General features: G+C 63.0%; 11 protein-coding genes. 10 read left to right on the top strand and 1 reads right to left on the bottom strand.

All coding sequences use genetic code 11. The features are described from left to right. From repC to P7F60_RS22325, 3 genes are all read left to right on the top strand, one after another. A partial coding sequence (gene repC / locus P7F60_RS22315; RefSeq protein WP_277919890.1) for a plasmid replication protein RepC occupies nucleotides 1-817 on the top strand: 817 nt, incomplete at its 5' end. 159 nt (nucleotides 818-976) lie between these two features. Further along, nucleotides 977-2,260: a 4-aminobutyrate--2-oxoglutarate transaminase gene (locus P7F60_RS22320; RefSeq protein ID WP_277919891.1), complete on the top strand. Its 1,284-nt coding sequence runs from the start codon at nucleotides 977-979 to the stop codon at nucleotides 2,258-2,260. A 2-nt stretch (nucleotides 2,261-2,262) separates the two neighbouring features. Next, on the top strand, nucleotides 2,263-3,747 hold the full coding sequence (locus tag P7F60_RS22325; RefSeq protein WP_277919892.1) for an NAD-dependent succinate-semialdehyde dehydrogenase: 1,485 nt from the start codon (nucleotides 2,263-2,265) through the stop codon (nucleotides 3,745-3,747). Between the two features lie 130 nt (nucleotides 3,748-3,877). On the opposite strand, the gene efp is transcribed toward P7F60_RS22325, so the two are convergent. Further along, nucleotides 3,878-4,447, bottom strand: coding sequence for an elongation factor P (efp, locus tag P7F60_RS22330; RefSeq protein WP_277919893.1), 570 nt, complete (start codon nucleotides 4,445-4,447; stop codon nucleotides 3,878-3,880). A 150-nt stretch (nucleotides 4,448-4,597) separates the two neighbouring features. Here efp and epmA point away from each other — a divergent pair, with 150 nt between their 5' ends. The 7 genes from epmA to P7F60_RS22365 all read left to right on the top strand — a co-directional run bounded on the left by epmA (nucleotide 4,598) and on the right by P7F60_RS22365 (nucleotide 12,854). After that, nucleotides 4,598-5,662 carry an EF-P lysine aminoacylase EpmA gene (gene epmA, locus P7F60_RS22335; protein WP_277919894.1) on the top strand — a complete coding sequence of 355 codons (1,065 nt, stop codon included), beginning with the start codon at nucleotides 4,598-4,600 and terminating at the stop codon, nucleotides 5,660-5,662. Further along, complete coding sequence (locus tag P7F60_RS22340; protein WP_277919895.1) at nucleotides 5,659-6,711, top strand: lysine-2,3-aminomutase-like protein; 1,053 nt, start codon at nucleotides 5,659-5,661, stop codon at nucleotides 6,709-6,711. Before epmA ends, P7F60_RS22340 begins: the two co-directional genes overlap by 4 nt. Before the next feature lie 311 nt (nucleotides 6,712-7,022). Next, nucleotides 7,023-7,271, top strand: a complete 249-nt coding sequence (locus P7F60_RS22345; RefSeq protein WP_277919896.1) for an acyl carrier protein — start codon at nucleotides 7,023-7,025, stop codon at nucleotides 7,269-7,271. Further along, nucleotides 7,271-8,452: an acyl-CoA dehydrogenase family protein gene (locus P7F60_RS22350; RefSeq protein WP_277919897.1), complete on the top strand. Its 1,182-nt coding sequence runs from the start codon at nucleotides 7,271-7,273 to the stop codon at nucleotides 8,450-8,452. The genes P7F60_RS22345 and P7F60_RS22350 overlap by 1 nt, the downstream gene beginning before the upstream one ends. A gap of 5 nt (nucleotides 8,453-8,457) precedes the next feature. Beyond that, nucleotides 8,458-9,366 (top strand): amino acid--[acyl-carrier-protein] ligase, encoded by a 909-nt coding sequence (locus P7F60_RS22355; protein ID WP_277919898.1) that lies wholly within the window; start codon nucleotides 8,458-8,460, stop codon nucleotides 9,364-9,366. A gap of 8 nt (nucleotides 9,367-9,374) precedes the next feature. Then, on the top strand, nucleotides 9,375-10,340 hold the full coding sequence (locus P7F60_RS22360; RefSeq protein WP_277919899.1) for a DUF1839 family protein: 966 nt from the start codon (nucleotides 9,375-9,377) through the stop codon (nucleotides 10,338-10,340). A 60-nt stretch (nucleotides 10,341-10,400) separates the two neighbouring features. Further along, nucleotides 10,401-12,854, top strand: coding sequence for a glycoside hydrolase family 2 protein (locus tag P7F60_RS22365; RefSeq protein ID WP_277919900.1), 2,454 nt, complete (start codon nucleotides 10,401-10,403; stop codon nucleotides 12,852-12,854).

Genomic DNA, 12,854 nt, shown 5'->3' on the forward strand with positions numbered 1-12,854 from the left:
ACGCTTCTGCCGCCGCGACGAGCAGGGCAGCGTCGAGGCCGCCTTCGGTTTCGACCTGGCGCCGCTCGCGCTGCTGGCCGGCGATATCTATGAGAAGGCCGAGCAGGCTCGCGCCCGCACCAAGGCGGTCCAGGCGCTGCGCATGGAAATCACCCTGCATCTGCGCGACATCGCCAAGATCGTCGACGCCGCCCTGGCGGAAGAGCGGGGAGGGGACTGGATCGGCCTCTCGGCGCAACTCGCCGCGCTTTCGGGCCGGATTTCCCGCGCCGCTGATGTCGAATCGCTCTGCCGACGCCGTGACGGGCTCGCAGCCCTACGTGCGGAGGTGGAGAGGACATACCTGAAAAGTCTCTCTGTACAGGAAATGAGCGCCAATGACGCTGAATTTGAGCGGCATATATCAAATTCAAATACAGATTCCCATATTGATAATTACGGCAGTGATCCAGAAAAGCAGCAGCCGCGCCGCGCCTCCTCTCCCCGCATCCGGGCGGATCTGGATGTCAAAATCCCGTTGGAGCGCCTGCTTGCCCTCTGCCCCGACCTTTCCGCCTATGCCCTTGCGCCGCTGCGCTCCTGGCAAGACGCGAAAAAGACGGCGGAATTGGTACGGTCCATCCTCGGCGTCTCGCCGGATGCCTGGCGAAAGGCGGTGGCCGCGATGGGTGACACCGGCGCTTCGATCGTCGTTGCGGCGATCCTGCAGCGCGGCGAAGAGATCCGCTCGCCGGGCGGCTATCTGCGTGAATTGACGGCCAAGGCGGAAAAAGGACGCTTCTCGATTCAGCCCTTGTTGAAAGCATTGGAGGGATAGCCGGGCGTCAAGGAATTTTGCAGTAATTCTGCAAGAAATTTTCTGGGAAACGGCGTCCGGGCGTTGCCAAGCTTCGGGATTGGGTTCATACCTCAACCCCGGAAATGCTTGGATGCCGTCCATTCGCGGAGGCTCCGGAGGACAACCGAGGGTAACGAGATGAAGAACGCTGATATTTCTGTTCGCAAGAACGAGGCCATTTCGCGCGGCGTTGGCATGACCACGCAGGTCTATGCCGAACGCGCCGAGAATTCGGAAATCTGGGATGTCGAGGGACGTCGTTATATCGACTTCGCCGCCGGCATCGCCGTTGTCAACACCGGCCACCGCCACCCGAAGGTGATCGAGGCCGTCAAGAACCAGATCGACCGCTTCACCCATACCTGCCATCAGGTCGTGCCTTATGAGAACTATGTTGCCCTCGCCGAGCGCCTGAACAAGATCGTTCCCGGCAATTTCGACAAGAAGACGATCTTTGCGACCACCGGCGCCGAAGCCGTTGAAAACGCCATCAAGATCGCCCGCGCCGCCACCGGCCGCTCGGCCGTCGTCGCCTTCACCGGCGCCTTCCACGGCCGTACCTTCATGGGCATGACGCTGACCGGTAAGGTCGTTCCCTACAAGGTCGGCTTCGGCGCGATGATGAACGACGTCTTCCACGTTCCTTTCCCGGTCGACGTTCACGGCATCACCGTCGAGATGACGCTCGACGTTCTCGACAAGCTGTTCAAGGCCGATGTCGATCCCAAGCGCGTCGCCGCGATCATCATCGAACCGGTCCAGGGCGAAGGCGGCTTCTATGAAGTGCCGCGCGCGCTGATGAAGGCGTTGCGCCAGATCTGCGATACGCATGGCATCATGCTGATCGCCGACGAAGTGCAGACCGGCTTTGCCCGTACCGGCAAGCTGTTCGCCATGGAGCATCACGATGTCGTCGCCGACCTGACGACCATGGCCAAGGGCCTTGCCGGCGGCTTCCCGCTTTCGGCCGTCACCGGCCGCGCCGAAATCATGGATGCGCCCGGCCCCGGCGGCCTCGGCGGCACCTATGCCGGTAGCCCGATCGGCGTTGCCGCGGCCCATGCGGTTCTCGACGTCATCGAGGAAGAGCAGCTTTGCGACCGCGCCAGCCAACTCGGCGGCCGCCTGAAGCAGCGTTTGGAATCGTTGCGCGAAGCCGTCCCGCAGATCGCCGATATTCGCGGCCCCGGCTTCATGATCGCCGTCGAGTTCAACGTTCCGGGCACCGACAAGCCCAACGCCGATTTCGCCAACGCTGTGCGTCTTAAGGCCTTGGAAAAGGGTCTCATCTTGCTAACCTGCGGCGTCTACGCCAACGTCATTCGTTTCCTTGCACCGATCACCGTCCAGGACGAAGTCTTCCAGGAAGGCCTTGAGATCATGGAAGCGGCAATGCGCGAATGCGCGGCGGAGGCAAAGTAACGATGAGCATTTCCGAAACTCTCTCCTCGAAGCTGAAGGATCCGTCGCTGGCCGTCGACAAGGCGCTGCTGGCCGGTGAATGGCTGTCAGCCTCGGCCAGCGGCAAGACCTTCAACGTCACCAATCCTGCAAACGGCGATGTCATCGCCGTCTTGCCCAATCTCGGCCAGGCCGAGCTGAAGAAGGCGATCGACGCCGCCCATACCGCGCAGAAGGCCTGGGCGAAGAAGACCGCCAAGGAACGCGCCGTCATCCTGCGCAAGCTCTATGACCTCATGGTCGCCAATGCCGACGATCTCGCGACGATCCTGACCGTCGAAATGGGCAAGCCCTGGGCTGAAGCCCGCGGCGAGATCCTCTATGGCGCGTCCTATGTCGAGTGGTTCGGCGAGGAAGCCAAGCGCGTCTATGGCGATACCATCCCCGGCCACCAGGCGGACAAGCGCATTCTCGTCATCCGCCAGCCGGTGGGTGTCGTCGGCGCGATCACGCCGTGGAACTTCCCGAACGCCATGTTGGCCCGCAAGATGGCTCCGGCGCTTGCAGCCGGCTGCACCATGGTCTCCAAGCCCGCAGCCCAGACGCCGCTCTCGGCGCTGGCGCTGGCGCTTCTGGCCGAACGCGCCGGCGTTCCCGCAGGCGTCTTCTCCGTCTTCACCTCGACGGAATCGGCGATGGTCGGCCAGGAAATGTGCACCAACGACAAGATCCGCAAGCTGACCTTCACCGGCTCCACCAATGTCGGCAAGATCCTGATGCGCCAGGGCGCGGAACAGATCCTGAAGCTCGGCCTCGAACTCGGCGGCAATGCGCCCTTCATCGTCTTCGACGATGCCGATCTCGATGCGGCGGTCGAAGGCGCGATGGTGTCGAAGTATCGCAACAATGGCCAGACCTGCGTCTGCGCCAACCGCATCTATGTTCAGGCCGGCGTCTATGACGCGTTTGCCGAAAAGCTCGCGGCCCGCGTCGGCAAGATGAAGGTCGGCGACGGCATGGGCGAGGGCGTTACCGCCGGTCCGCTGATCGACGAAAACGCCCTGAAGAAGGTCGAGGAACACGTTGCCGACGCGCAGTCCAAGGGCGCCAAGGTGGCGGCCGGCGGCAAGCGCCATCAGCTTGGCGGCCTGTTCTACGAGCCGACGATTTTGACGGGCGTCACCTCCGATATGATGGTCGCCCGCGAGGAAACGTTTGGCCCCGTCGCCCCCCTCTTCCGTTTCGAAACCGAAGAGCAGGTCGTGGAAATGGCCAACGACACGGAATTCGGTCTCGCCTCCTATTTCTATTCGAAGGACGTGGCCAAGATCTTCCGAGTTGCCGAACAGCTCGAATACGGCATGGTCGGCATCAATACCGGCCTGATCTCCACCGAAGTCGCCCCCTTCGGCGGCATCAAGCAATCCGGCCAGGGCCGCGAAGGCTCGAAATATGGTCTGGAAGATTACACCGAGCTGAAATATCTCTGCCTCGGCGGCATCGAGTAATCGACTGCCAAGTATCGATGAAAAACCCGCGGCGGAAACGTCGCGGGTTTTTTGTTGCCTGATCTGCAAAAATAAAAATGCCTGCGACGCGTAACCTCGCAGGCATTTGAAGGTCGGGTCGAAGGAAGGATCAATCCTTGGCGCGTTCGACGTAGGAATTGTCCTCGGTCATGATGACGACGCGGGTGCCGGCGCTGACATGCGGCGGAACCGCGGTGCGCACGCCGTTGGAGAGGATGGCCGGCTTGTAGGAAGACGAGGCGGTCTGGCCCTTGACGACCGGTTCGGTCTCGGCGATCTCGAGGATCACATGGCGCGGCAGCTCGATGGCGAGCGCGACGCCTTCATGGATCGACAGCGTGACAGTCATGCCTTCCTGCAGGTAGGGCTTGGCATCGCCGACCGTGTCGGCATCGACGGCGACCTGATCGTAGTTTTCCGGGTTCATGAAGTGGAAGCCTTCGCCGTCCTCATAGAGGAACTGGTAGGGGCGGTCTTCCACGAAGGCGCGCTCCACCTGTTCCGTCGTCCGCCAGCGCTCGGAAACCTTCACGCCGTCGACGATGCGGCGCATGTCGACCTGGGTGACCGGCGTGCCCTTGCCCGGATGGAAGTTCTGGGCGGTGAGAACGACGTAAAGCTTGCCGTCGACGTCGAGGACATTGCCCTTGCGGACGGAAGAGGCGATGATTTTGACCATAAGACTTCCTTGTATCTGTGCTCCGGGCGTCGTACAGGACTGGCAAAACCGTGCCGCGGGACGCCGCTTTTGGAATTCTGCCGCGCAACTACCGCAAATTGGCGGAAATAGCCAGCCTTTCCGTCTGTTGGGCCAGAAGAAACCTTTGATATGACAGCCTCGACCCCGAAGCCTTCGCCTTGGTGGACACCCGAAGTCCACAGGGACAGACGCGGCTTTCTGCTCGGCCGCAACCGCATCCGTGCCGCTTTCGGCGCCCATTTCGCGGCGCGCGATTTCGTCGAAGTGGATACGCCGGCGCTGCAGGTCTCGCCCGGCAACGAGGCGCATCTCCATGCCTTCGCCACCAGCGGCATCGCCACGGATGGCAGCGCGACGCCGCTCTACCTGCATACCTCGCCGGAATTCGCCTGCAAGAAACTGCTGGCCGCCGGCGAAGAACGCATCGCCTGCTTCTCCCATGTCTATCGTAACCGCGAGCGCGGCCCGCTGCACCATCCCGAATTCACCATGCTGGAATGGTATCGGGTGGGCGAGGGGTACGAGACGCTGATGCGCGACTGTGCCGGGCTGGTGGCGCTGGCGGCGGAAACGGCCGGCGCGAAAAAATTCGCCTTTCGCGGCCAGACGATGGATCCGTTCGCCGAGCCCTGGCGGCTCGGCGTCGCCGAGGCGTTCGAACGCTTCGCCGGCATCGATCTGCTGAGAACCGTCACGGCGGATGGCGAGAGCGACCGGGACGGTTTGGCGGCGGGCTTGAAACAGGCGGGCATGCGGGTCGCAGAAGACGATGGCTGGGCCGACCTGTTCTCGCGCGTCATCGTCGAGAAGGTCGAGCCGCATCTGGGCATCGAACGACTGACGATCCTCGACGAATATCCCGTCAGCGAAGCGGCGCTGGCGCGGCCTTCGGCGCACGACGGCCGCGTGGCGGAGCGTTTCGAGGCCTATGCGTGCGGCGTCGAACTCGCCAATGCCTTCGGCGAACTCACCAATCCCGTCGAACAGCGCCGCCGTTTCGAGATCGAGATGGCGGAGAAGGCGCGCATCTACGGTGAAACCTATCCGCTGGACGAGGAATTGCTGGCCGCGCTGGCGATCATGCCGGAGGCGAGCGGCGCAGCCCTCGGCTTCGACCGACTGGTCATGCTGGCGGTGGGGGCGGCGCGTATCGACCAGGTGCTATGGGCGCCCGTCGCGGACTACGGCGCATGACGGCGGTACGCGCGATCACAACGGCGGCCGAATTGACCGAATACGGTCTTGTCGCGCCGGAGAATGCCGATGGCATAGAGGCGGTGACGGCGCGGTATGCCATGGCGATCACCCCGCCGATGCTGACGCTGATGGAGGGCGGAGCGGACGATCCGATTGCCCGGCAGTTCATTCCCGATCCCGCCGAATTGCGCACCAGCCCGGAAGAACTGGCCGACCCGATCGGCGATCATGCGCATAGTCCGGTCGAGGGCATCGTGCATCGTTATCCGGATCGGGTGCTATTGAAGGCGGTGCATGTCTGTCCGGTCTATTGCCGTTTCTGCTTCCGCCGCGAAATGGTCGGGCCGAACGGCGAGGGTACGCTTTCGGCCGAAAAGCTGGAGGTGGCGCTGGCCTATATCGCCGCAAACCCGCAGATCTGGGAGGTGATCCTCACCGGCGGCGATCCGCTGATCCTGTCTCCGCGCCGGCTGGCGGCGATCATGCGCGGACTGGCGGCAATCCCGCATGTGAAGATCGTCCGTTTCCATACGCGCGTGCCGGTGGTGCAGCCTGACAGGATCGACGCCGATCTCATCGCCGCCATCCGCGAAAGCGGCAAGGTGACCTATGTGGCGCTGCATGCCAACCATCCGCGCGAGATGACCGAGGACGCGCGTGCCGCCTGCGCCCGGCTGGTCGATACCGGCATCGCCATGGTCAGCCAGACGGTTCTGCTGAAGGGTGTCAACGACGATCCCGCAGTGCTTGGGCAACTGATGCGCGCCTTCGTCGAGACACGGGTCAAGCCCTATTATCTGCATCACCCGGATCTTGCGCCCGGGACCGGGCATTTCCGCCTGTCGATCGAAGAGGGTCAGGCGATCGTTGCCAGCCTGCGCGGCACGATTTCCGGCCTCTGCCAGCCGACCTATATTCTCGATATTCCCGGCGGCCACGGGAAGGCGCCGCTCAATCTCTCTTCGGCGCAACAGACCGAGGGCGGCTGTTATGCCGTTTCCGACTATCGTGGCGGCAAACACGTCTATCCGCCTGCGGCGGACTGACGCTGCAAGTCAATTTGGTACAATCCCAATCATCCGATTTGGAGCAGGAAACGCGGGCCGGCCACATTCCGGCGCATGTTTAATGCCTGAAAAATCTCTTTATTTCAAATGGCTGTGCAGTTTTTTTCATGCAAAACCAAGCCTTCCGGTCGCGGCAGACAACCGCCGCTAGAATTTTAGGCATTTTCCAAATCGTTGCTTAACTACGCTCCTTAGACGAATCTTACGCTTTTTCCTCTAAATCCGTTCCCATCATCAACTACACGGTGCGAAGGGCCGCACCCCGGACGGGTTTAGGAGGATATGTCGAGATGAACGAGACGATTCGCGGTTTGCTGGTGAAGTTCGGTAACCTGCCGGTATCCGTCGACCAGTTGCAGGACGATTCCGATCTGTATACGGCGGGACTTTCCTCCTTCGCATCGGTTCAGGTCATGCTGGGCATCGAAGAGGCCTTCGATGTCGAGTTCCCCGATACCATGCTCAATCGCCGCTCCTTCGCCAGTATCGCGGCGATCGAGGGCTGTGTCCGGCTGTTGACAGACCGCGAGGCTGCGTGATGAACGTCGCCGTAGTCATCCCCGACACAAGTCTGGAGACCCGCGCCAGGCGGGTCGCGGCCGTCGCCGCCAGACAGGCCGACGCGGTCGATGCGAAGGCCTGCTTCCCGCGCGAAGCGGTGGACGCCATGATCGCCGAGCGCCTGCTCGGCATCCAGATCCCCGTTTCTCTCGGGGGCGAAGGGGCGGGTTTTGCAGAGATCGCCGAAGTCTGCTCGATCCTCGGCCAGGCCTGCGCCGCCAGCGCCATGGTTTTCGCCATGCACCATATCAAGCTGTCGAGCCTGGTGGAACATGGGTTGGAGAGCCCCTGGCACACGCAATTCATGCGCCGTATCGCCGCCGAACAGCTTCTGCTCGGGTCCGCGACCACCGAAGGCGGTATTGGTGGAAACCTGCGAAACTCCATCTGCGCCGTCGAGGTGGCCGATGGCATTTGCCGGCTGGAAAAGGATGCGACCGTCATTTCCTATGGCGATCATGCCGATGCCATCCTGATCACCTCGCGCGCCCATGCGGATGCGGTCTCGACCGACCAGGTAATGACCGTTTTCCTCAAGGACCAGTATACGCTCGAAAAAACCCATGTCTGGGATACGCTCGGCATGCGCGGCACCTGCTCGGACGGTTTCCTGTTTCGCGGCGTAGCGCCGGCGGAGCAGATTTTCCCGAAACCGTTCGCGGAAATTGCGGCCCAATCGATGCTCGCCGCCTCGCATCTTCTGTGGAGCGGCGTCTGGTACGGTATCGCGGCGGATGCCGTGGCGCGGGCGCAAGCCTTTGTCCGCGCGGCGGCTCGCAAGACGCCCGGTACGACACCGCCGGGAGCGCTGAGGCTGGCGGAGGTATCGACCATGCTGCAGACCGTGCGCTCCAATATCGTCGCCGGCCTGAAGGCCTATGAGGAGGCGAAGGCCGATCCCGAGCGCCTGTCGTCGATGGGCTTCTCGGTGGTGATGAACAACGTCAAGCTCTGCTCGTCGGAGACCATTCTTGCCATCGTCAACCATGCCATGCTGATCTGCGGCATCATGGGCTACAAGAACGGCACGCCCTTCAGCCTCGGCCGGCACCTGCGTGACGTCCATTCGGCGCAGCTGATGATTTCCAACGACCGTATCCTGAGCAACGTCGCCTCGATGCTGCTCGTCCATAAACTCGACAACAGTCTCCTGGGGTGAACATCATGGATATGCAGGTATCGCTTCTCGACCGGCTTTTCGATGCCGGTCTGCTCATCGAAACCGGCGTTGACGGCCTCTACGGTCGCAGCGGGCAGTTCGAGGATGTCATCGCCGGCTTCGAGCGGCTGATCGACCGCTTCGGCGGCGCGGACGGCGCGGAGGCGATCCGCTTTCCGCCCGGCATGAACCGCGCCTTCTTCGAGAAGAGCGGCTACATGAAGAGTTTCCCGCAACTGGCCGGTACTGTTCATTCTTTCTGCGGCTGCGAGCTGGATCACATCAGCCTGCTGAAATGCATGGACGAGGACGGCGACTGGACTGAGGGGCAGAAGGCGACCGATATCGTGCTGACGCCGGCGGCCTGCTATCCGCTCTATCCGACGATTGCCCGGCGCGGCAAGGTGGCGCAAACCGGCGCGCTTTACGACCTGCAATCCTATTGCTTCCGCCATGAACCCTCCAAGGATCCGGCCCGCCAGCAACTGTTCCGCATGCGCGAATATGTCTGCGTCGGCACGCAGGAGCATGTCACCGACTTCCGTCAGAGCTGGATGGATCGCGGCCTGAAGATGATGGAACTCGTCGGGCTCGATGTCGAGATCGATGTCGCCAACGACCCGTTCTTCGGGCGCGCCGGCCGGATGCTCGCCAACAACCAGCGTGACCAGAACCTGAAGTTCGAGCTGCTCATCCCGGTGACCTCCTCGGCCAAACCGACCGCCTGCATGAGCTTCAACTACCATCAGGACGCTTTTGGCGCGAAATGGGAACTGGCGCTGGAAGACGGCTCCGTCGCCCACACCGCCTGCGTCGGCTTCGGGCTGGAACGCATCGCGCTGGCGCTGTTTGCCCATCACGGCCTCGACGTCAAGCAGTGGCCTGAGCATGTCCGCACGGCATTGTGGGGCTGATGCCGGCCATGCCTGACGCGATCTTTCCAGGGCTCGACCCGCAGGCCTATACGCCGCATGCGCTGCATGCGGCGGAGCGGATGTGGCCGGAGACGAATTGTTACGTCGATCTGTGGATCGAGGTGCTCTCCGCTTTCGGCGCGGCACCCGAGGCGATGCTGGGCTTTACCCTGACCCAGGATTTCGAGGGCGACCAGTTCACTTTCTTCAAGGTGCCGCTGGAGGATCTCGAACGTCTCTACGGCATTCGCGTCACCGAGCTGGCGATCTTCGACGATGTGCGCGGCCATGTCGCCGAGCAGATCGGGCGCGGCCGGTTATGCCTCCTGGAGATGGACAGCTTCTTCATGCCGGATACGCGCGGCGTCGCCTATGGCCAGGAGCATGGCAAGACGACGGTGGCGATCAACCGCCTGGACAGCGCTGCTGGCCGCCTCGATTATTTTCACAATGGCGGTTTCTTCCGGCTGGAGGGCGCGGATTTCGACGGGTTGTTCCAGGTGGATGCGCCTCAAGGTGCGCCGCCCTTCCTGCCTTATACCGAATTCGCCAAATTCCCGGCCTCTCCACCGGAAGAAGCCCATCAGCGCAAGGTCGCGGGAGAATTACTGGCCTTCCACTACGGCCGCCGGCCGGAGGATAATCCGCTGCGTGCCTTTGCCGCTGTCTTCCCGGCGCAGGTGGCGATGGTGGCCGAGCGTCCTTTCGGCTTCTTTCACAAATATGCCTTCAACACGCTGCGCCAGTTCGGCGCCAATTTCGAACTGCTCGGCAGCCATCTCGACTGGATGGACGGCGGTTTTGCCGATGAGGCGGAAGCAGCGCGAAAAATTTCCGAGGTCGCCAAGTCGGTGCAGTTCCAGCTTGCCCGCGCCGTGACGCGCCGCAAGTTCGATACGCTGGCCGCCGCACTCGACCCGGCCATCGAAGCCTGGGACCGGCTGCTGGATGGGCTCGGCCGTAAGATCGGCTGACATCCTTGCACTGATCCTGCCCGTCACATTAAAACCGGAGTGACGAATCCGGGGGCGACGATGACGGCACAGGACAATGACAGGCTTGACGATGGCTGGCGGATGGTCCTCACACCGGCCGGCCAATGCGCGACCCCCGCAGACGCCGCCCGTCTGGACGGCTTTCTGCCCGCCACTGTCCCCGGCACGGTCGCCGGCGCGCTGGAAACCGCCGGTCGTTTCGACCGCGCAGCGCCAATCCCGTTGCAGGATCGCGACGCCTGGTATTTTCTGGATTTTCCCGTGACCGAACAGGGCGCTTTTACCCTGCGTTTCGAGGGGTTGGCGACGGTTGCCGATGTCTATCTTGATGACGCCGCGATCCTGTCCTGCGAAAGCATGTTCGAGGCCCATGATGTCGAGGTGCAACTCTTCGGCGGCGAGCGATTGGCGATTCATTTCCGGGCCTTGACGCCGTTTCTTGAAGCAGCCGGCCCGAGGGCGCGCTGGCGTCCGCAGATGATGGATATGCAAGGTCTCCGCCTGCAACGTACCACGCTGCTCGGCCATATGCCCGGCTGGTGTCCTTCCGTGCAGGCTGTCGGCCCATGGCGGCCGATCCGGCTGCTTCCGAAGGTCGAGGGGCGGATCGACGACCTGCAGATCCGCTCGACTCTGTCGCAGGATGGCGTCGGATTTCTCTCCGTTTCCCTGCGCATCGACGGCGAGCCGGCGGCTCCTATGCTCGGATGCGCCGGGCAACACGCCGCCATGCAGCGCGACGGGGAAGGGCGCTGGCATGCGCAGCTCGATCTTCCCGGCATCGCCCCGTGGTGGCCGCACAGCCATGGCGCGCCGATTCTGCACGATATTTCGCTCACCGTTGATGGCGTTGCGAAAACGCTCGGGCGCACCGGTTTCCGTCGCATCGCCATCGATCATGGTGCGGATGGCAGCGATTTTTCGCTGTCGGTGAACGGCGTTCCCGTGTTCTGCCGTGGAGCGGTGTGGACCAGCGCCGATGTTGTTCGCCTTTCCGGCGAGCGGGAAAGCTATCGGCCTTTGCTGGCACTGGCCGTGGAGGCGGGCATGAACATGATCCGCATCGGCGGCACAATGGTCTATGAGACGCGCGCCTTTTTCGATCTCTGCGACGAAATGGGCCTGCTGGTCTGGCAGGATTTCATGTTCGCCAATTTCGATTATCCGGTGAAGGATGCGGCGTTCCGTGCCCATGTGGAGACGGAGGCGTCGCAATTGCTGGGCCGGTTGCAGGGCGCACCATCGCTGGCCGTGCTGTGTGGCGGCAGCGAAATCCACCAGCAGGCGGCGATGATGGGTTTGCCCGAACGTTTCTGGACCGGGCCGCTGACCGACGAGATCCTGCCCGGCATTGCCGCCGCTCTTCGGCCCGATGTGCCATATGTCGCCAATTCGCCCGATGGCGGCGCCCTGCCGTTTCAGCCGAACGCCGGCATCGCCCATTATTACGGCGTCGGTGCCTATTGCCGCTCATTGGAGGACGCCCGCCGCGCCGATATCCGCTTCGCCGCCGAATGCCTCGCTTTCGCCAACGTGCCGCGACAGGAAGCGCTCGACCGCCATCTCCCCGTGCCGCCGGTGCATCATCCGCTGTGGAAGGCGCGGGTGCCGCGCGACAATGCCGCGTCCTGGGATTTCGAGGATATCCGCGAGCATTACCTGCATCTGCTCTATGGCGTCGACCCAGTGCGGCTGCGCCGTGAAGACCCCGCCCGCTATCTCGATTTTTCCCGCGCCGTCACCGGTGAGGTGATGGAGGCGACCTTCGCCGAATGGAGACGGACGGGTTCCTCCTGCCATGGGGCGCTGGTCTGGACATTGCAGGATCTGCTGCCCGGCCCCGGCTGGGGCGTGATCGACGCCACCGGCGCGCCCAAGCCCGCATGGTTTGCGCTGAAGCGCGCCTTCCGCCCGTTGCAATTGCTGCTGACCGACGAAGGCACGAACGGCCTCGATATCCATCTCGTCAACGAACGGGCCGACCAGGTGGAGCTCCGCCTCGACATCGCCTGCCTGCGCAGCGGCACGCAGCCGGTGGTGCGCGGAAGTAGAGATCTGCGGCTGGAGGGGCGCAGCGCCCAGAAGATCGCGGCGACGGATCTGTTCGGCGCTTTCTTCGACACGACCTATGCCTATCGTTTCGGCCCGCCCGCGCATGACGTCACCGTCGCCAGCCTGACGGATGCGCAAGGGGTGCTTATCGCCGAGGCATTTCACTTCCCGCAGGGACGAATGGCAGCCCTGCACGATGCAACAATCGAGGCTTCGCTGACCCGAGACGAGGCCGGCTGGCGGCTCGATCTGTCTGCCGACCGCTTTGCCCAGTCGGTGCATGTCGCCATCGACGGCTATCTGCCCGGTGACGACTGGTTCCATTTGGCGCCCGGGCGCGTCCGCTCGCTCCGGCTGATGCCGCTTGGCGATACCGATCCGGCAGCACTCCCCTCCGGCGAGATCGGCCAGCTCGGCGGCAAAAGGATCGTCCGGCTGTAA

Origin of the sequence: Rhizobium sp. YJ-22 (assembly GCF_029601685.1) — a bacterium.
Classification (GTDB): domain Bacteria; phylum Pseudomonadota; class Alphaproteobacteria; order Rhizobiales; family Rhizobiaceae; genus Metarhizobium.

What these genes read in the sequence shown, in the direction of transcription:
- P7F60_RS22325 (WP_277919892.1), top strand. Translation starts at nt 2,263, where the DNA reads ATGAGCATTTCCGAAACTCTCTCCTCGAAGCTGAAGGATCCGTCGCTG.
- P7F60_RS22320 (WP_277919891.1), top strand. Translation starts at nt 977, where the DNA reads ATGAAGAACGCTGATATTTCTGTTCGCAAGAACGAGGCCATTTCGCGC.
- efp (WP_277919893.1), bottom strand. Translation starts at nt 4,447, where the DNA reads ATGGTCAAAATCATCGCCTCTTCCGTCCGCAAGGGCAATGTCCTCGAC.
- P7F60_RS22340 (WP_277919895.1), top strand. Translation starts at nt 5,659, where the DNA reads ATGACGGCGGTACGCGCGATCACAACGGCGGCCGAATTGACCGAATAC.
- P7F60_RS22365 (WP_277919900.1), top strand. Translation starts at nt 10,401, where the DNA reads ATGACGGCACAGGACAATGACAGGCTTGACGATGGCTGGCGGATGGTC.
- P7F60_RS22360 (WP_277919899.1), top strand. Translation starts at nt 9,375, where the DNA reads ATGCCTGACGCGATCTTTCCAGGGCTCGACCCGCAGGCCTATACGCCG.
- P7F60_RS22355 (WP_277919898.1), top strand. Translation starts at nt 8,458, where the DNA reads ATGGATATGCAGGTATCGCTTCTCGACCGGCTTTTCGATGCCGGTCTG.
- epmA (WP_277919894.1), top strand. Translation starts at nt 4,598, where the DNA reads ATGACAGCCTCGACCCCGAAGCCTTCGCCTTGGTGGACACCCGAAGTC.
- P7F60_RS22350 (WP_277919897.1), top strand. Translation starts at nt 7,271, where the DNA reads ATGAACGTCGCCGTAGTCATCCCCGACACAAGTCTGGAGACCCGCGCC.
- P7F60_RS22345 (WP_277919896.1), top strand. Translation starts at nt 7,023, where the DNA reads ATGAACGAGACGATTCGCGGTTTGCTGGTGAAGTTCGGTAACCTGCCG.